Origin of the sequence: Acidovorax sp. sic0104, assembly GCF_019219095.1 — a bacterium.
In the GTDB taxonomy this organism is placed as follows: domain Bacteria; phylum Pseudomonadota; class Gammaproteobacteria; order Burkholderiales; family Burkholderiaceae_C; genus Acidovorax.
Genome location: NZ_JAHUWH010000001.1, coordinates 370,527 through 389,196, shown reverse-complemented (window position 1 = coordinate 389,196; position 18,670 = coordinate 370,527). Strand labels below are relative to the sequence as shown.

Annotated in this window: 14 protein-coding genes; 10 read left to right on the top strand and 4 right to left on the bottom strand. The window is 63.9% G+C overall.

The window, feature by feature from the left end; genetic code table 11:
* Window positions 1–65: 65 nt before the first annotated feature.
* The 3 genes from KW835_RS01760 (at window position 66) to KW835_RS01750 (ending at window position 3,404) form a co-directional block, all read left to right on the top strand.
* Window positions 66–1,187, top strand: coding sequence for a diacylglycerol kinase family protein (locus KW835_RS01760; protein ID WP_218380555.1), 1,122 nt, complete (start codon window positions 66–68; stop codon window positions 1,185–1,187).
* Window positions 1,188–1,266: 79 nt separating this feature from the next.
* The gene (locus KW835_RS01755; protein WP_218380554.1) at window positions 1,267–2,055 is read left to right on the top strand and encodes a metallophosphoesterase; all 789 of its coding nucleotides are present in this window, start codon (window positions 1,267–1,269) and stop codon (window positions 2,053–2,055) included.
* A gap of 266 nt (window positions 2,056–2,321) precedes the next feature.
* Complete coding sequence (locus KW835_RS01750) at window positions 2,322–3,404, top strand: adenylate/guanylate cyclase domain-containing protein (protein ID WP_218380553.1); 1,083 nt, start codon at window positions 2,322–2,324, stop codon at window positions 3,402–3,404.
* A 33-nt stretch (window positions 3,405–3,437) separates the two neighbouring features.
* On the opposite strand, the gene KW835_RS01745 is transcribed toward KW835_RS01750, so the two are convergent.
* Window positions 3,438–4,169 (bottom strand): haloacid dehalogenase type II, encoded by a 732-nt coding sequence (locus tag KW835_RS01745; RefSeq protein WP_218380552.1) that lies wholly within the window; start codon window positions 4,167–4,169, stop codon window positions 3,438–3,440.
* A 255-nt stretch (window positions 4,170–4,424) separates the two neighbouring features.
* Between KW835_RS01745 and KW835_RS01740 the strand changes: the two genes are divergently transcribed.
* From KW835_RS01740 to KW835_RS01730, 3 genes are all read left to right on the top strand, one after another.
* Window positions 4,425–5,654: an MFS transporter gene (locus KW835_RS01740; RefSeq protein ID WP_218380551.1), complete on the top strand. Its 1,230-nt coding sequence runs from the start codon at window positions 4,425–4,427 to the stop codon at window positions 5,652–5,654.
* A gap of 134 nt (window positions 5,655–5,788) precedes the next feature.
* Window positions 5,789–7,015, top strand: coding sequence for an alanine transaminase (alaC, locus tag KW835_RS01735; protein ID WP_218380550.1), 1,227 nt, complete (start codon window positions 5,789–5,791; stop codon window positions 7,013–7,015).
* Between the two features lie 94 nt (window positions 7,016–7,109).
* Window positions 7,110–7,625 carry a GAF domain-containing protein gene (locus KW835_RS01730; RefSeq protein ID WP_218380549.1) on the top strand — a complete coding sequence of 172 codons (516 nt, stop codon included), beginning with the start codon at window positions 7,110–7,112 and terminating at the stop codon, window positions 7,623–7,625.
* 40 nt (window positions 7,626–7,665) lie between these two features.
* Here KW835_RS01730 and KW835_RS01725 read toward each other — a convergent pair whose 3' ends face one another.
* On the bottom strand, window positions 7,666–10,665 hold the full coding sequence (locus tag KW835_RS01725) for a tetratricopeptide repeat protein (protein WP_218380548.1): 3,000 nt from the start codon (window positions 10,663–10,665) through the stop codon (window positions 7,666–7,668).
* A 611-nt stretch (window positions 10,666–11,276) separates the two neighbouring features.
* Here KW835_RS01725 and KW835_RS01720 point away from each other — a divergent pair.
* The gene (locus tag KW835_RS01720) at window positions 11,277–12,569 is read left to right on the top strand and encodes an MFS transporter (RefSeq protein ID WP_218380547.1); all 1,293 of its coding nucleotides are present in this window, start codon (window positions 11,277–11,279) and stop codon (window positions 12,567–12,569) included.
* A gap of 42 nt (window positions 12,570–12,611) precedes the next feature.
* On the opposite strand, the gene KW835_RS01715 is transcribed toward KW835_RS01720, so the two are convergent.
* Window positions 12,612–15,479, bottom strand: a complete 2,868-nt coding sequence (locus KW835_RS01715; protein ID WP_218380546.1) for a hypothetical protein — start codon at window positions 15,477–15,479, stop codon at window positions 12,612–12,614.
* Between the two features lie 285 nt (window positions 15,480–15,764).
* Between KW835_RS01715 and KW835_RS01710 the strand changes: the two genes are divergently transcribed.
* Complete coding sequence (locus KW835_RS01710) at window positions 15,765–16,394, top strand: response regulator transcription factor (protein WP_218380545.1); 630 nt, start codon at window positions 15,765–15,767, stop codon at window positions 16,392–16,394.
* Window positions 16,395–16,408: 14 nt separating this feature from the next.
* On the opposite strand, the gene KW835_RS01705 is transcribed toward KW835_RS01710, so the two are convergent.
* On the bottom strand, window positions 16,409–16,852 hold the full coding sequence (locus KW835_RS01705; RefSeq protein ID WP_218380544.1) for a hypothetical protein: 444 nt from the start codon (window positions 16,850–16,852) through the stop codon (window positions 16,409–16,411).
* Window positions 16,853–17,330: 478 nt separating this feature from the next.
* On the opposite strand from KW835_RS01705, the gene KW835_RS01700 reads away from it, so the two are divergent.
* Together KW835_RS01700 and KW835_RS01695 are read left to right on the top strand one after the other, a co-directional pair.
* On the top strand, window positions 17,331–17,882 hold the full coding sequence (locus tag KW835_RS01700; RefSeq protein ID WP_218380543.1) for a hypothetical protein: 552 nt from the start codon (window positions 17,331–17,333) through the stop codon (window positions 17,880–17,882).
* Between the two features lie 110 nt (window positions 17,883–17,992).
* Window positions 17,993–18,658: a hypothetical protein gene (locus tag KW835_RS01695; protein WP_218380542.1), complete on the top strand. Its 666-nt coding sequence runs from the start codon at window positions 17,993–17,995 to the stop codon at window positions 18,656–18,658.
* Window positions 18,659–18,670: the final 12 nt, after the last annotated feature.

Here is an 18,670-nt window from a genome sequence, read left to right as displayed (position 1 = left end):
GAAAAGGGCCCTGCGAACCGGGGCCTCCTGTGGTGTCCCACTTCTTTGCCCTGCACACCTTGCCCATGAACCCTTTCGAACGCACCGCCCCCTTGGCGCCCCGTGGTCCCATCCATCTCGTGGTGCCCAAGCGCCCGGGCGCGGACTTCGAGCTGCTGCGCGCCAAGCTGGAAGGCGTGAGCGCCCTGCAGGACCATGATGTGGTCTGGCATGTGCCGCGCGAGCGGGCGGACATCGTGCAACTGGCCCACGACGCTGCCGAGGCGGCCCGCCAGGATGGCGGGCTGGTGGTGGCGGCCGGCGGGGACGGCACCATCAACGCTGTCGCTGCCGCCGCGTTGCATGTCGGCGTTCCCATGGGGGTGCTGCCCATGGGCACCTTCAACTACTTCGCCCGCGAGCACGGCCTGGCGCTGGACCCCGAGGCAGCGGTGCAGGATCTGCTGCGGGCCCTGGATGCGGGCGACATGCGCCCGGTGCAGGTGGGCTTTGTGAACCAGCGTCTTTTTCTGGTGAATGCCAGTGTGGGCCTGTATCCCAAGCTGCTGGCCGAGCGCGAGAAGGCATCGCGCCGTTTCGGGCGATCGCGCATGGTGGCGGTTGCCTCGGCGGTGTGGAGCATGTTCCGCCCGTCGGCAGGGCGCCGCTGGCGCGTGGTGATGAAAACACACCACGGTGCCGAGTCCAGCCAGCAAGAGCATCTGGTCACCACGCTGTTTGTCGGCAACAACCCGTTGCAGCTCGAACGCATGGGCCTTCCCGAGGCGAAGAAAGTGGCCGACGGTGGCTCGCTGGGTGTTGTGATGTTGCAGCCCCAGGGCCGCTGGGCCGTCGCGCGCACGGTGTGGAATGCAGCCACGGGCCAGCTGGGCAAGGACAGCGCGGTGGTCAGCCTGGCCTGTTCCGAGCTCACGGTGTCTCCCGCCAGCTGGCGCCCGCCCCAGGTCAAGGTCGCTTTCGATGGCGAGCGTGAGTGGATCGTGCCCCCGCTGCATTTCAGCATCAGCGCGCGGCCGTTGTGGCTGGTCGCGCCGTCGACGCTGGTGCGCGAGGAGCCGCCCCTGAACGCTGCCATCGCCGTGGCGGGGCTTGCCGCCGTCGCGGCGGCCATCGTTCCGGGCGGCTCGGAAGGCGGTGATGATGCACCCGCCCCCGACCCGCAAGGCCAAGGCCTGCAGCCCGCATGACCAGGAAAAGCATCGACCATACCGCCAGGAGGGCGCGCCGCGCTGCCGCTCCCCGGCGCGCCATGCGAGGGGCACGTCCATGGCGGTCCTGATGCACCTGTCGGACCTGCACTTCGGCGCGCACGATCCGGCAGTGTGCGATGCGGCGTTGCGGCTGGCGCAGCGTCTGGGGGTATCGATGGCGGTCGTGTCGGGTGACCTCACCCAGCGCGCCACGGCCAGCCAGTTCGCGCAGGCGTCGCGGTTCGTGCAGGCGCTGCACGCGCGCAGCACACTGGTGCTGGCCGGCAACCATGATCTGCCGCTGTTTGCGTGGTGGATGCGCTGGGGCCGGTCGTACGAGCGGTTTTCCACGCAGTTCGGCCTTGACTACGAGCCGGTGCGCCAAGCTGGCGCGTTCTACGTGGTGGGTGTGAACACCACCCGTGCCTGGCGGCACGAGCGCGGCAGCCTTTCATCGGCGCAGATCCGCCATGTGGCCGACCTGCTGGCGCGTGCGCCGCCTGACGCCTGGCGCATCGTCGCCAGCCACCACCCTCTGGTGGCCCGCGACGCTGCCGACCGCGCCCACCGTCCGTCGCGCGCGGACGAGGCGCTGCAGTGCTGGCGCTCCGCAGGCGCCCAGATGCTGCTGTCGGGCCATGCCCACCAGCCGGCGCTGCTCAACCCGATGCCCGGCCTGTGGGCCAGCCACGCTGGCACGGCCGTGTCGTACCGCCTGCGCCACGGCTGCCCCAACAGCCTGGTGGTGCTGACGGTGGAGGCCTCGGGCGAAGCCGAGTGCGGCTGGGCGCGCTATGCCGCGCGCTGGGACTATGACGCGCAGTCTGGCGAGTTTGAGCGTGTGCTGCGGATCAGTGCAGCCTGAGCCAGGTTGGAATGGTTATGCCCAAAAATGCTACGCTATTGATAGCTATAACCGCTTGACCAGAGAGTGGTAGAGGCTAAAAAATATCTTGCCGCGATGCCCGGGCTGCAGGTTGGGCCCCCGCTGTGGCGGATCTGCCCGGGCAGGTTTCACCGGGGTTGACCGCTCCGGTGCCCGCGCCTATTCTGGCCGTCAGGATGGGTGGGCCGTGCCACGAGGGGTTGTGTTGCGGGCCGCTCGCGGTACTTGCAGCTTTACGGCCTTCCATGCACAAAGAATTCCACCACGATGCGCTGCGACGCCTGCAGGCGCTGATAGAACGCGAAACAGGCGCCCCGCTCAGCGACGCGGTTCAGGCCGAAGCCATTGCGATACTGCGCGGTACCGAGTCGCCCCAGGGTGCGGCGACGGAAGGTGTGGACGCGGCGCCCCGCGAAGTCACCATCCTGCTGGCCGATCTGCGAGGGTTCACCGCCCTGTCGGGGTCGCAGCCGGCCGCGGTGGTCATCGCGGCGCTCAACCGCTGCCTGTCGCGCCTGAGCGAGGTGGTCTTCAAGTACCAGGGCAGCATCGACAAGTTCATGGGCGATTCCATCATGGTGCTGTTCGGTGCACCGGTGGCCCGCGACGACGATGTGGACCGCGCACTGATGTGCGCCGTGGAGATGCAGATCGCCATGCGCGAACTGAACCTCGCACACCTGCGCGAGCGGCTGCCGGAAGTCTTTCTCGGCATTGGCGTGAACACGGGCACGGTGATGGCCGGACGCTTCGGCTCCGACGTGTATTCCGAATACACCGTGATCGGCGAGGCCGTCAACCTGGCCTCCCGCATCGAGGCGCTGAGCCTGCGTGGCCAGGTGCTCATCAGCGACACGACCTATCAGCGGTGCTGGGGTCTTGTGTCGGCCTCGGCACCGATGCAGGTACACGTCAAGGGCCGCGCGCAGCCAGTCAGCCTGCGCGAGTTGATCGCGATCCCGTCGCACAAGCTCAAGGTGCCGCGCCAGGAGTTTCGCCGCAGCCACCGGGTCGATGCCCGCCTTCCGTGTCTGTGCCAGCGCATGCAGGACAAGATCGTCGTGCCCCACATCGTGCACGGGGCCATCCGCGACATCGGCTACCACGGGCTCCTGGTGGAACTGATCGAGCCGTTGGAAGCCCACAGCGAGATCAAGCTCGAGTTCGAGCTCCCGCTGGTGGACTACCGCGTGGCCGACGTGTATGCCCGGGTCATCACGGTCAAGCAGGAGGGTGATGAATGGGTGGCGGGGCTGGAGTTCACCTCCATCAGCGCCGAGTGCCACGCCAAGGTGCAGATGTTCGTGCAACTGCTGGTGGTGCACTGACCCCGCCGCGAACGCAGCAGCGTTCGCGGGTTCTCAGCATCCCAGCATGCGCGCCAGGTCCGTCAGATCTGCAGCGTGCAGGTCGTTGCCGGGTTGCGGCGTGCCGTCCTTGGGGCGCGCAGCGCCCAACTCGTTCGTGCGCTCCACATAGATCGTGCGCAGCCCGCATTCGCGTGCCGCAGCCAGGTCGTCGTGGTGCGTGGCCACCAGCGCCACCTGCGACGGCGTGGCATCGAACACGCGGGCCACACCCAGGTAAGTGGCCGGGTCGGGTTTGTAGGCTCGGAACACCTCTGCGCTCAGCACGCAGTCCCAGGGCAGTCCGGCGCGCTTGGCCATGTTGGTGAGCAGGCCGATGTTGCCGTTGGACAGCGTGGTGATGGTAAAGCGCGTCTTGAGCCGCCTGAGGCCCTCCACGCTGTCGGGCCAGGCGTCAAGCCGGTGCCACACCCGGTTGAGGTGGCGCCGCTCGGGCTCGGAGAGATGCGCCAGACCGAAGCGCGGGAGGATCTCGTCCAGGATGCCCCGGTGCAGGTCGTCGATCAGCGTCCAGCCCTGTTCGCCCCGCATCACGCGCGCCATGGCCGGCTGGTAGCCGGCGCGCCAGGCCAGGGCGAAGGCATCTGCGTCCACGGCAGGGTGCAGGGCCTGCATCTCGCGCACGATGCTGCCGTGCCAGTCCACCACGGTGCCAAAAATGTCGAACGCCAACACCTTCACGGTGGTGGCCAGGCTGTCTGCTGTGCTGGGGGGCGTCGTCGTCATTCGCAGTCCTTCTTCTGTGGGTGGAAAGGTAGGCGGCAAGGGCAGGGGAGCATCGCCAGGGTAGCAGTCCCTGCTGTTTTGCGTGTGCGCTCTGGTTACAGATACCCCCAGCCCTGCAAAGCAACGCATACAGTGCTATGGTTACGAAAATCGGGTTTACCCATGTAACTCCGTTTCTTTCACCACCCCCCTGAATCGATTGTCTTTGCTGCGGCGTCCTATTGCGGGTTGGCGCGGCGTTCGCCTGCTGCCGCCATGACCGCGCCCTTGTCCCCTGTATCCCCCGCGTCCTCCTCCATCGCCCACACGCCCGCCGAGGACCGCACTTTGGTGCGTGCGGTGCTGGCCCTGGGGGTGGGCGGCTTTTCCATCGGCACGGGCGAATTCGTCATCATGGGCCTGCTGCCCGAGGTCGCGCGCGACATCGGTGTCAGCATCCCGCAGGCCGGCCACGTCATCAGCGCCTATGCCCTGGGCGTGGTGGTGGGCGCGCCGGTGCTGGCGGTTCTTTGCGCCCACTGGGGCCGGCGAGCGCTGCTCATGGCGCTGATGGCGGTGTATGCGCTGGGCAATTTCGCGTCGGCCTTGGCGCCGGGCTATCTGTCGCTCAGTGCCATGCGGCTGTTCACCGGCCTGCCGCATGGCACCTACTTCGGGGTCGCGGCGCTGGTGGCCGCTGCCCTGGCCCCACCCGGGCGCCGTGCGCGCGCCGTGGGCTGGGTCATGCTGGGGCTGACCACTGCCACCCTGGTGGGCGTGCCCATCGCTGCGGCACTGGGCGAAGTCTTTGGCTGGCGCGCGGCCTTCGTCTTCGTGGGGCTCATCGCCGTGGCGGCTGTCGTGATGGTGCGCCTGTGGGTGCCGGCCATGCCCGCATCGCACGGCGCCAGCCCGCTGCGGGAGTTGGGCGCCCTGGCGCGCAAGCAGGTGTGGTTCACGCTGGGTATCGGGGCCATCGGCTTTGGCGGCATGTTCGCGGTGTTCAGCTACATCAAGCCCACGCTGCTGGAGGTGGCCGGCATGCCGCCCGCGCTCATGCCTTTCGTGCTTTCGCTGTTCGGGCTGGGCATGGTGGCGGGCAACATCGTCGGCTCGCGCATGGCCGACAAGGCGCTCATGCCTGCCATCGGCAAGGTGCTGCTGTGGTCCATCGTGGTGATGGCGCTCTTCGTGCCCGCCGCGCACCACCCGGTGAGCGCGGCGCTGGCCACGTTCTTCCTGGGCACGGTGGTCGCCATCGGCCCCGCCTTGCAGATACGGCTGATGGATGTGGCTGGGGACGCCCAGACCCTGGCCGCCGCGCTCAACCATTCGGCCTTCAACGCCGCCAATGCGCTGGGCGCCTGGCTGGGCGGCGTGTCCATCGCGGCAGGCCTGGGCTGGACGTCCACCGGCTGGGTGGGCGTGGTGCTGGGCCTTGGTGGCGTCGGGATCTTTGCGTGGTCGATGGCGAGCGAACGGCGCGCGAAACCCGCCACCGTGTGACCGTCGCGGCGGCGCGACACCGCCGCCGCCGGAACAACGGACATTGCGTTCTACGCTACATTGAACGCGGGCCGGCCTTTCTGCCAGCCACGTCGCTCGGACGGTTCCGGGCGCTTACGTGAAAGTTCACCAGCATGTCTGCTTCTCAGGGCAAGCGCCGCTTTGCGCGCATCGATCGCCTTCCTCCCTACGTCTTCAACATCACGGCCGAGCTCAAGCTCGCTGCGCGCCGACGTGGAGAGGACATCATCGACATGAGCATGGGCAACCCCGATGGTGCGACCCCGCCGCACATCGTGGCCAAGCTCACCGAAGTGGCCCAGCGGCCCGACACCCACGGCTACAGTGCCAGCAAGGGCATACCCCGCCTGCGCCGCGCCATCAGCCACTGGTACAAAGAACGCTATGCGGTGGACATCAACCCCGACACCGAGGCCATCGTCACCATCGGCTCCAAGGAGGGTCTGGCCCACCTGATGCTGGCCACGCTGGACCGCGGCGACACTGTGCTCGTGCCCGACCCGAGCTACCCCATCCACATCTATGGCGCGGTGATCGCCGGGGCCGACATCCGCAGCGTGCCTGTGGCTCCCGATGTGGACTTCTTCGCCGAGCTGGAAAAGGCCATCCGCGGCAGCTACCCCAAGCCCAAGATGATGATCTTCGGCTTCCCCAGCAACCCCACTGCGCAGTGCGTGGAGCTGGGCTTCTTCGAGCGCGTGATCGCGCTGGCCAAGAAGCACGACATCCTGGTGGTGCACGATCTGGCGTATGCCGACATCGTCTACAACGGCTACCGCGCCCCCAGCATCATGGAAGTGCCCGGAGCCAAGGACGTGGCAGTGGAATTCTTTACCCTGTCCAAGAGCTACAACATGGCCGGCTGGCGCGTGGGCTTCATGGTGGGCAATCCCGACCTCGTGGCCGCGCTTGCGCGCATCAAGAGCTACCACGACTATGGCACCTTCACGCCGCTGCAGGTCGCGGCGATCGCCGCGCTGGAGGGCGACCAGCAGTGTGTGAAGGACATCGCAGCCCAGTACCAGCGCCGCCGCGACGTGCTCTACAAAGGTTTGACGGAGGCCGGCTGGGCCGTGGAGTGCCCCAAGGCCAGCATGTACATCTGGGCCCGCATCCCGGAGCCCTACCGCGCCCTGGGCTCGCTGGAGTTCGCCCGCCAGTTGCTCGACAAGGCCAAGGTCTGCGTGTCGCCCGGCATCGGCTTCGGCGACCAGGGGGATGAGTACGTGCGGTTTGCGCTCATCGAGAACGAGGCGCGCATCCGCCAGGCTGTGCGCGGCATCCGCGCCATGTTCAAGGCCGACGGGCTGCTGAAGGTGCCTGTGGCGACTGTGGCGTAGGCCGTGCGGGTTGGTGGGAGCCTGTGCGATTCGATACCGAATCTACACGTGTGCTTACCGCCAGTCTTGCAAGTCGCGGTTTAGACTGACGGGTATGCACCTTCTCGACTACAACCCTGACGACCTCGACGTCACGATTTCGGAACTGCTCGTCGCCACCAGTGACTCTGCCGACCCTGACCTGCCCAGCGTAGTGCCCATGATCCTGCAACTGCTGCGCACCCGCCTGGGCATGGACGTGGCATTTGTCTCCCAGATCGCCAACGGCCGGCGCACCATCGAGGCCGTGGACTGCGCACCCGGGTTTTCGCCCGTCCACGTCGGCATGTCCGACCCGGTGGAAGAAAGCTGGTGCCAGTACGTCGTCGAGGGCCGCCTGCCCGAGAAGGTCGACAACGCCAAGCCTCTCATCGCGGCTGGCAAGGTGCCCGACCCAGGCTTTCCCATCGGCACCCACCTGAGCACCCCAGTGCGCCTGGCGGGTGGCGAAATCTACGGCACCCTGTGCTGCTTCAGCCGGGGTGTGCAGCCCGATGCCGATATCGAGCGCTTGCGGTACACCGCCAACTTGCTGGCGGCAAAGCTGCCGCCGGGCACCATGAAGTCTTAGAACGTGTTGGTGATCTCCCAGGGATCGCGTTGGAGCGCGTTCACCTGGAAGAGAAGGTGCCATGACCCGCTGCCAGGGCCTCATGGCTGCCTGCCTGCTGCAGTTCCGTACACAGAGATTCGAAAGATCGTTGCATGGCCATTTTTGCTGCGACGGCGCGTTCGGCGTCGCAGACATGAAGCGCCTGCAGCAGGCGTTCGTAGATCAGCCGGTCGCGTTTGCGAAAGCTTGGATGTTGCACCGCAAACAGCACGATGGAAAGGCCGTTGATCCGCTGTGAAACCAGGCCGTTCACGGCCTCGTTCTGCGCATAGTCCAGACCTTTGCCGGGCGGCTGCATGATGAATATGCCCAGCGCGCCGATGCAGCGCATGGCGGCGGGAATATTGCCTACCGCACGGCAGTGCGCCAGCGCTTTCTCGCACATGGCCTTGGCCCCGTGCAGATCCCCGCTGGCGTGAAGTGCCGTGGTGACGGCGAACAGGGCTTCTCCTGTCTCGTGGTAGTAGCCAGCGCGCTCGAAGATTTCCAGCGCCTTGCGCGCGGACTCCATCTGAAGGTCGAACCTTTGCGTTCGATAGTAGGCGTAGCTCATTGCACGAAGGCAGTATCCGATCTCGATGGTGTCGTTCACATCCTCGAAGATGGCCAGTGCCCTGCGGAACAGGGGAAGCGCGTCGTCGCCGCGGTCGTCGGCCGTGGTGACGACGCCCAGCAGGCTGAGTGTTCGCCCTTCCAGTTGTTCCGCTCCATGCAATGCCGCCATCGACAGGTTGGCCTGCAGGTAGTGTGCTGCCTTGTCCAGTTCTCCCGTGGCGTAGTGGCACAAAGCCAACTGCTCGCGGACCTGGACGGTCGTGACCACATCGGGTTCCGCGAGGGATTCGTTGGCCAGATTGGCCAGCATGAGTGCCTCTTCGTACTGGCCGTGGAACCAGTGCACGCTGGAGAGACAGGTGTAGAGGCGAGCCCGGGTCGATGGATTGCAGGCGCGCTGCAAGCCCGCAATCGCGACGTCTGCTGCTTCCCCCATGCGCCCTGCGCGAAACGCCGAAGCGGCGTGCAGTGCTGCGACGGGTGCCGAAATGGGCGCCTTGACCCCCAGGACGTTGGTGGTGAACTTGCACAGCTCCATGGCTTCTTCGAAACGACGGGCCAGCATCAGCAGTTCTGCCAGGCCCGGAAAGGCCCGGGCCAGGGAGTCGATGTTGTTGTGCTCGACACAATGCTGCCAAGCCTGGATGAAGTCCGGGATGTACGGCCCATGCTGGCGCAAATAGTCCGCGTCGTGCGCGCCGGGCGCTGGCAGCGGCAGGCTGGAGATTCGCTGCATGAAGTGCCGGGCATGGCGTTCATGGGCATCGGCGAGCATGGCCGGTGCGGCATTTTTCTCCACGAACTCCCGAAACAATGGATGCAGCGCGTAGCGTCCGCTGCCATCGCGGCGCAGCACCAGCGCAGATGCAAGTCGCAGCAGCGCTGTCGGGTCCGGGTGCACGAGTGCCTGGGCCGCTTCCCAGTCCATCGTGCCCCGTACGCTGGACATGGCCACCATGGCCTGTTTTTCTCCAGTGCCCATCTGAGCCCAGGTGGTGCGCAGAACGGCCCCGATGCCGCGGCCTTCCGCCTGCGGCTCTGCGGCTGCGTCGATCATGGCCGGGTCCTGCTTGAGCTGGCGCAGTATTTCTGCAGGGGAGAGCAGAGGCATCCAGGCAGCGGCCACTTCGATGGCCAGCGGCATGCCTTCCAGGTGGTTGAGCACGGCCTCGATGTCGCGGGTGTTTTCCTCCACAGGGCTGCCCGCGCGGTCCGCGTGGTGCTTGAAGAGGCGAAATGCCGGGGCAGCATTGCCGCTCCACTCCAGTCCCTGCAACTGAAAGAGCTGCTCGCTGGGCAGCAACAGCGGGCGCCGCGAGGTCACCACGAAACGCAGGCCCGGTGCGCCGTCGAGCAGCGTATCGAGCACATCCCTGTCGTTCAGCAATTGTTCGAAATTATCCAGGAACAGCACGGTATTGCGTGCCTTCAGCCAATACAGCAATTGGCTCTCCAGAGAGCCTTGCCGGGACGCCATTCCCACAGCGCTGGCAATCGCCGCCAACATTTCGCTGCGTGATCGGACAGTGATGAGATCCACCCATTCCACGGCCCCTTGCGACGATGTCCGGGTTTGCTGGTGCAGTGCCCGTGCCAGCCAGGTCTTGCCCATGCCGCCCATGCCCACGATGGAAATCAGGCGCTGGGCAGGGTTGCGCAGCAGGGCGTCGAGGCGCGCAAGTTCGGACTCTCTCCCCCCGATCTGTAGTCCTTGCCGTACCGGCGTGTGGTCATGGCCTGGGCCTGCAGATACCGGCTTGGTTTCTTCCACCGAGGCCTTGGGCTGTTGTTGCGGCGCGGCATCGTTGTCGTGGTTCGGCAGGGGAAGTCCTGTGCCTGTCAGGGCCTTGACCACCTTGTACTGTTCCAGTGAAGCTTCGGTAGGCCGCTGCCCGTACTGCGTTGCGAGATGGTGCTGGAGATTCTCGAACGCGAGTGTGGCCGTGGCCGACTCCTGCGGCGTTCGAGCCTGCGCCAGGAGAAACTGCGCGATACCTTCGTTGCGCATGGCCCGCTCCCCCAGGTGGCGAATCCACCGGGCGCGCTGCTCTTCAGTGGCCGGGTCGCCACGTGAGATGGCCTGCACGAGTGCATGGTCCAGGTCGCTGCTCAGTTGCCTGCGCAGATCTGCGATCCATTGGTCGAACTGGGCCATGCCGGTTGTGGGCATGGCGTCCAGGAACGGAGCGTGCTGGAGTTGAAGGGCGGACTCCAGATCGCCAGCCTGCAATGCCGCATGGAAGTCCGCGACATCACTGCCGCCTGTCCAGCGCAGCATGCCGGCATGTTCGGTCAGTGCCGTGAGCTGGGGATACTCAGTGCCCAGGCGGTGGAGCAGCCTGCGCACATAGGCGGCTGCATCCTTGGAATTCGCTTCGGGGCGGAACAGCTCAGCAATGGATGAGCGCGAGTGCCAGCCTGGCTGGCTGGCCAGATAGACCATGAGTGCGGTCTGACGGCTCCACGCTGGGCGTTGCTCATCCCCGGGAAATCCGGTGTACCGCAGGCGGGGGTTTGCAAACAGGAATAGATAGTCCGACATGTCTTGGCAACCATACTGAAAAAGCCAGCCGCTTGCACCTGCGGCCAGGAGTCTGAAAGGCGATGGGGTCTCTTTGGGGGCCACCGGGGGGCGTGCTGGCGAAGGCGCCGTTGAAGACGGCGGCTGAAAGCGGTTTGCGCACGGGGGGGCCCGCGGCCCGCACCATCTCGCACTGTGTCGGGACCTTCTGGGAGCATTGGGACGTTGTTGTGACGCCACGTGGCCGATTAGACGCCTGTGCGACGATGAAGTAAAAAACATCTGGTAACAATGGACGGGCGAATGCCAACTATTCAACACTTTTCGCCGATATGTCGCCCGGGCAGGGGTTGGGGCCTGCGGGGTGCTTCTACAGTCGTGGTCTTGCAGCGGCGCCCGCAAGCATCCCTCGGCTGAGGTGTCGATGCTTCATTGCAACCAAGGCAGGCCACCTTCTTGCTTGGCCATCAGCCATTCGCGCTTCTGACTCTTTTCCTTCTCCCCTGGCCGATCTTGGCCAGACGCAAGACGCCATGCTTTCCCAGTCCATCCCTCTGTCTCAAACCCCGCGTACTCTTGCACCTTGGAAAGTTGCCGCTGCAGCCGTAGCGGGCAACACCATCGAGTTCTACGATTTCGTTGTCTATTCGTTCTTTGCTGTTCATATCGGGCGGCATTTCTTCCCCATCGAGTCAGAGTTTGGCAACCTGCTGGCCGCGGTCATCACGTTCGGCCTGGGTTTTGTGGCGCGGCCTCTGGGGGGGCTGATCGTGGGGGCGTATGCCGACATCAGGGGCCGGCGTGCGGCGTTGATGCTGACCGTTGTTCTCATGACTGTCGGAACCCTGGGCATTGCCATTTGCCCAGGGCATGCCGAAATTGGGCTCGCTGCGCCGGTGCTGCTGGTGGTGTGCCGCCTGATGCAGGGGTTTGCGCTAGGAGGAGAGGTGGGCCCTGCGACGGCTCTGTTGATCGAAGCGAGCCCTGTGCGTCGGCGCGGGCTGTACGCGAGCTGGCAATTGGCCAGCCAGGGCATGGCTATTGGCCTTGGGGGGGCCGTCGGGGTCACGGTCACGGCACTGCTCACGCCAGCTCAACTGGGAGCTTGGGGCTGGCGCATCCCCTTCATGGTGGGGTTGGCCCTGATCCCGGTGGCGATCATCATCCGGCGCCAGCTACCTGAAGGTTGGCATGCGACGACCCGCAAGGCTGGATATCTGGCCACGTTGGCCGGTGGATTGCGCCGGCACAGGCGCCTGCTCGCATGGGGCCTGTTGGCCATGATGGGGGCGGTGGTGAGTACGCAGGTCGTGCAGTTCATGGCGACCTACGCCATCAGGCAGCAACTGGTGCCAGCGGCGTTGGGCCAGGCCAGCGTGTTGGTGGCAGGTATTGCCACTGTGGTGGGGGCCCTGGTTGCAGGAGTCCTGTGCGACCGCTGGGGCCGCAAACGCATCATGTGGGTGCCGTGTGCCCTGCTGGCGTTGCTGGCGGTGCCGCTCTTCTGGGGACTCAATGCCGTGCCGGGCGCCGCCACGATGTTCCTTGCCGCGGCCGTGGTGGCAGGGCTGACGGCGGCGTACGGCACGGCCTGCCTGATCACGGTTCCCGAGCTTCTGCCACGGGAATCGCGCGCGACCGGTGTGTCCATCGTCTATGGCTGCGGCCTGGCACTTTTCGGAGCCACGTCTCAATTCGTGTTCGCGTGGCTGGGCGAGGCCCTGCAGGACCCGCTGGCGCCTGCTTACTACGTGACCCTCGCGGCGTTGTTGAGCCTGATGGCCATCCGGCACCTTCCGGAATCCCGGCCCCGCGTGCAGTCTTGAAGGGATCCGCACCGCGTCGCCGTCCCGCAGCCTGAAGGCAGATCAGGAGGCTTGGGGCAGCAAGGTGCTCCAATCGGTGCGGACATCGGCTGTCAGCAGAATCTGTATAGCGCCTGACAGGTCCAGCGGCGGCATGTGGGCACTGCCGGGCGCGACTTCATCGAGCGTCACGTTCATCTGCCCCAGGTGGCGCAGGATGTAGGCCTTGTCGATCTGGCGCAGCGCTGGGTGGTTGAACGCAAAGCGCATCGCAACCATGGCTGTGTCCCGGTGGGTGGGCAGGAGCATCATGCCCAATGCCCAGATGCAGCGCAGGGCCGAGGGCACGCGATGGAACTTCAGTGCCGTGCCCAGTGCCTCCTTGCAGTTGGCGAAGGCGGCTTGCAGTTCTCCCGCACGGTGCTGAGCCATGGCCAGGGCGTACAGGCTTTCGCTGAGTTCGTGGACATGGCCGCCGTTGCGAAATCCCTGCAGTGCAAGCTGTGCCTCGCGCAATTGCTGATCGGTGTTGCCGAGGTTGGCATGGGCATAGCTCGCGATGCGGTGGCAGTAGGCAATCTGGTAGCCATCCTCCAGCTTGTGAAACACCGCAAGCGCCCTGTCGTAGTAGTTCAGCGCTTCCTGGTGAGCGTTCTGAGCGTCGGCGGCTGACCCCAGCAGGCTGAGCGCACGCCCTTCCACAAAAGGGGCCGCCAGATCCCGGGCCGCTGCCAGGTTCAGCAGCAGCTCGCGTGTTGCGTTCTCGACATTGCCAAAGGTCAGGTGGCAGATGGCGTAGTCCTCGCGCACGCGCAGGCGTATGAACCCGTCGCCGTCTTGAGCGGCAGCCAGGGCAGCCTCGGCATGGGCGAGCGCGGAATCATGACGCCCGTAGAAGCGATCGAGCCGAGAGGCTGCCAGGCTCAACAGAGCCAGTGCACCCCCCCGGGGATCGCTTTGCAGGCCCTTTTGGGTGGCGGTGGCTGCCTCTTCCATCCGCCCCAGGCGGAATGCGCCCAACGCCTGGAAGGAGCAGTACACCGGGTACAGCGGATGCTGAACAGGCAGCCGCTCGACAGTGCTGGCCGCCAGATCGCGGGCCAGCTCAAAACGGGACTCTGCGAACAGGAAGCCCAGCATGTTCTCTGTGGCGGCGGGGAGCAATTCGATGGCACCGCTCTCCAGTGCCCAGCGCCAGGCGATGACAACGTCATCGAACATGGCGCGAATCGCACTGAGCCGGTCACGGGGCATCTGACCCAGCTTCACGCCGGGGATGCTGGCCAAGCGCTCCAGGTAGTAGCGCGCGTGCCGGCTTCGTGCCGCACGGAGCGCCTCCGGGTCGGCGATCGCAATGATGAGCTGCCGCAGTAGAAGGGGGATCCGCAGGGTTCCCCCTTCATCGCGCTGCAGGAGCGCGTAGTTGGCCAGACTCAGAAGCACCTTGGGCTGTGTATCGGCCAGAATCAGCGCAGTTCCGAAATCCAGGGAGCCCGACTGCACGACCAGGCCTGTCATTGCAGCCCGTTCAGGCTGTGTCAGCGTGGCCCAGATACCCCGAACAATCGACACCATGGTGCGCTCGCTGTTGGCGCTCAGCCCCGAATCCAGCAGCGAGGCATTCTTCTCCAGTTGGGCCTGAATGTCCTGCACCGTCAGCAGCATGGTCCAGCTTGCCGCCAATTCGATGGCCAGCGGAATGCCTTCGAGATGCGCTGTGATGCGGCCCACCGTGGCTTGGTCCATGGATGCGGTGTCGGCCCCGAATCGGGCAGCCTGCTCCATGAAAAGCCGTGTGGCCGGCGAGTCAGCGCCACCGTGTTCCAGCCCTCGCAGTGTGACGCGGTGCTCCTCGGCAAGCCCCAGCACCGTGCGCGAGGTGGCCACAAGGCGCAGATCGCGCGATACGGCGAGCAGCTTGTGCAGGGCGTGTTGCGTGGCGGGCGTGACATCCAGGCCGTCCAGGAACAGCAGCTTGGAGCCATCTGCAAGGCGATGCTGGATCCAGTCGTCGCCGGTGTCCGTCTCGGACGCTGGTTGCCCCAGGTGCTGGCGCAGCACCGGCAGCAATCCTTCCGCTGCAACGTCCTTGTCCTGCAATGACATCCAGATGATCTCTGCATGCGGTGCCGGGGCGATGGCGTGGTACAGCTGGCGTGCAAGTCGACTCTTGCCGACGCCTCCAAAGCCATGGATGTTGACCAACCGGATACCGGGCGTGGCCAGCAGCGACTCCACCACCTGCATTTCCCGTTCGCGGCCCAGCAGGCGCAGCGGCTGGGGTGGATCACGCGGCGTGGGGGTGGCTTGCGAGGTGGACTTCTCCGCACTGCTTGCCAGTGGGGGGGCGGGGGGCTGGGGGGATTCCGTTGTCCAGGGTGATGAAAGGGGTTGGCTGACTCCAGGCAACGACAACATGCGGGCGTACGCGGCGTGCAGGTCAGGACTCGCCTGCTGGGTGGATTCGAGGGATAAGGCCTGCATATAGCGCGCATAGGTGGCCGTGGCCAGGTGCCGTTCAGAAGCCGTCTCGGCCTGGGACAGCAGAAAACGCATGGTGGTGTCATCCAGCCACTCGTCGCGCACGAGTTGCTGCATCAAGCGAGAACTGTCCACCAGCGGTGAGCGCAAGCGCAGAATTTCTGCGCGCAAGGCGGTCCCCAGCCGTTGCTGGACGCGCAGGCGCTCATCGAAGTACCAGTCATCCAGAGCAGGTATGCCGCAGGGGCCAGTGTTGTGGACCAGGTTGTCGCAGTGGTGTTCGATGGCCGACTGCCATTGCGTGGAATCGATCGCCTGGTGGAAGGCTCGCACATCGCAGTAGCCGGTCCACCGGATGCGATCGGCCTCGATCTCCAATGAAGCCAGATCCGGTAGCTGTGCGCGCAGCCTGTGCAGGAGACCCCGCAGATAGGACTTTGCACGTGGCACGGGCACGTCCGGGCGAATCTGGCGAGCCAACGCCTCCCGGGAAAGCCACCCCCGTTGGCTGGCAATCACCCCGAGCAAGGCGGTGTCTCCTCTCCATTCGAGAACCCTCACCACATCGGAGCCTGCGGCGACAAGGCGAGGAGTCCCAAACAGAAAAAGCTGCTCACCTGCCGCTGGAGACGGTTGTGCAACGGTTTTGGGATGCATGAAGAACGGGGTCCTTTTTACAGTGAGTTACCTACAAATTGCAACATATCAGGGAACAGCCCTGAGTTGGTACGAACGATGAACCCTTTGAAAATCCTGGTTTCCACAAGCAACTCCTATGCACGTCACGGCATTGGACAGTTGCTGCGAAACACGGCGGAGCACATGGTGCTGTGCGGCAATGGCTCCTGGGAAGAACTCTCGCGTCTGGTGCGGGACGGAAAACCAGACCTTGTCATCGCCGATGTATCCGGGCGCCCGCAGGACTGGAAGATGGTTGCCTCACTGGCTCCCGCGCACAGGGTGCTGGTGATCGTCGATTCGGTCAGAGCTTTTGGCAACGCTTATCCCGACTGGCCGCTGACGGAAGTCCTTGGCTGTGATGGCCACCCAGGGGAGATTCTTCGCTGGATAGAGGTTTTTGAGCAGGAAGGGCGCTTGCGTTTGGAGCCTCTGCGGCTTCAGCTGGTGGACGAAACGGGTGTCGAAGCTCCCGCGCAGCCTGTTTCCATCACCCCTCGCGAGCGGGAAATCATGGAGCTGGTCCGACAGGGCTGCTGCAACAAGCGCATCGCCAAGGCTTTATCGATCAGCATCACCACAGTGCGCACCCATCGCTACAAGATGATGACAAAACTCGGGTTGCATAACGCCGTGGAAATTGCCAGATATGCGGAGCGATTCGATGCGCAAATGGCCGTTGGATGATTGAAATACCCGGATTATTTCTCCATGTGTACCCACTGCGACTCCTGAAGATTGACCAGGAAGTCTGAGGCGGAGTCGAGCAGATTGCACTGATGAAACCACTCGATATGCGCATGGAAGCACATACGTTTTGTGCGCGGTGAAATGGTGGACCATGAAAGATTGCTCACGGGCGGCGGGGGCGGCATGGTCACGTGCCCATTCGATATGTCTTCCATCAGGGAGTAAAGATCCGCCCATTCCTGAGGATTGGGGTATAGCCGGCCATGCAGTTGGCAATATTGAAGCAAGGCATGCAGGGTTACAGGCATCGGTTCAATATTGACCATGGGCGCAGCAACGGTGGGAAGCGACATCAGTTCTTGAAATTCATCCCATGCACTCTCGGACTGATCTTCCATCGGAACATCAATGAGCGGGCGATCCAGGCTGCTGTAGAGGATGGGCTGGGAAGACATTTCTGGATCTCTTTGGTTGGGCTGAGAAAAACAAATGATTGGATGGGTTCATTCGCCGGTAGGCGAATCGGAAATCATCTCGAAAATCTCCCGCAAGGCATTCAATTCTTCTGGCGTTATGAGGGGGCGGTTCTTCAATCCCGGACCCGTCTGGTACGAGGGGTAAATGTTCGTGCTGCCCACGCTGAGGTGTATTTCTGAAATATCGAAATACACCAATGGTTGCGCGGACGAGGATTCTGTTTTTCCCTGGTGCACGTTGAGCCTTCTTTAAGCCTTATGGGATCTGCAACTGAGGGAAATTCTAGGAGCAAGTTTCGCTGGAGACCATCATGCCGGTGCATGACAGGTATGAATAACGAGGCGGTCAGGAAAATCATGCAAATGCATGATGTTCTAGTGGCGATCTCATGGATAGAATTTTTTCCAATCGGTGGAAATTCCGTCCACTACGGCTTTTAAGTAAGAGGTGGCTGCGATGGCAATCAATTGGTTTCGTTGGTTTGGTGGTCGCTCCAGGAGAGAAATTGAAAGTCAATTTTTCCCCGATAGCGCTGATGCCGATGTGCCTCCTTTGACCCCGCGGGAGCAAATGCTCAATGCCGCATTGCGGGATGCTGCGGTTATCCATGGTGCGGGCAAGGACTGGATCCGTGCGGAGCTGGTTGAGGTGAGCTCCGCTGCAGAGGCCAGCTGGGATGTTCGCCTGGTGGTTTCCGGCAGCGAAATGGACGTGTGGGAAAGGGCCGAGGCCTTTCAGTCCACCTTCCTGCAGCAGCTTTGTGTGCTGGGCGAGGGTTTGGGCGAACGGCTGCCGGTGGTGACGTGGAAGTTCACATCCCAGGAGGTGGTGATGCCCCTCAGGCACCGCTCGGCTGCCGCCAATGATGCAGTCGTGGTCAGGGTCGCTTCGGTTGCGCGGCCGCAGCCGGCTCGCAGAGGCGGTTCCCCGGACCGAGAGCGGTCGCGGGAGGATCAGAAACGCGTGGTCGGGCAGAAATTCGGTATTGCGGGCGAGCTCATCGTGTGATGCGGTCCGGTTCTCCTGCGGTAGCGGGGTACGGGCCGGCGTTCAATGGTCGCGCCCGGGCTTGGCGGGAATTGCGTGATTGTTGGCCAATTTTGTTGTGAGGATATGCCGTGGTTTTGTTAAAGCATTTTTCGCTGTTCCGGAAATCCAATGCAGATGAGGCTTTGATCTCGGTGGAGGGAGAGGATGCTTCGTCGGTGTCGCAGATCCTGCGCAAGGAATATCTCAATCTTGCCCTGCGTGATGCAATTGTTCGGCACAGCGTCCCGCGCAACTGGATCAGCATTGAAATCATTCCGGTAGGTCCTTCTGCTGGTTCCAAGTGGGATGTGCGCTTGGTGATTTTGGAGCGCAATGGACTGCTGTGGAACCATGCAACAGCGTTTCGAGCAACATTTGCACGCCGCCTTCGGTTGCTTGACGCCAATTATTCTCAATGGGTATCTGATATCAGCTGGCAATTTCCTGTTGGCATCGACGTTGCACGGAAATCAGTGCCGCCTGGAGCCAATCCGACACAGGATGTCTTGGCAGCGCCTAAGACGGGCAAAGAGTCGTCTGCGGCGGGTGAGGCAGAAATCTTCATTGGCCAGTCCTCTGTCGCAGATGGAAAAAATATCCAGCGCTCAAAAGATTCGCTGCCAACCCCTCAGCAGATCCAGTTGGAGAAACTGCGCGAATTGATGTCGCAGGGCGATACGCACCGGGTGGAGCTCGTAGAGTCGGGCGAGGTCGTGGAATTTCAAGAGACTCGGCCATTCGAGTCTCCTGCATGAGGATGGAGGTGC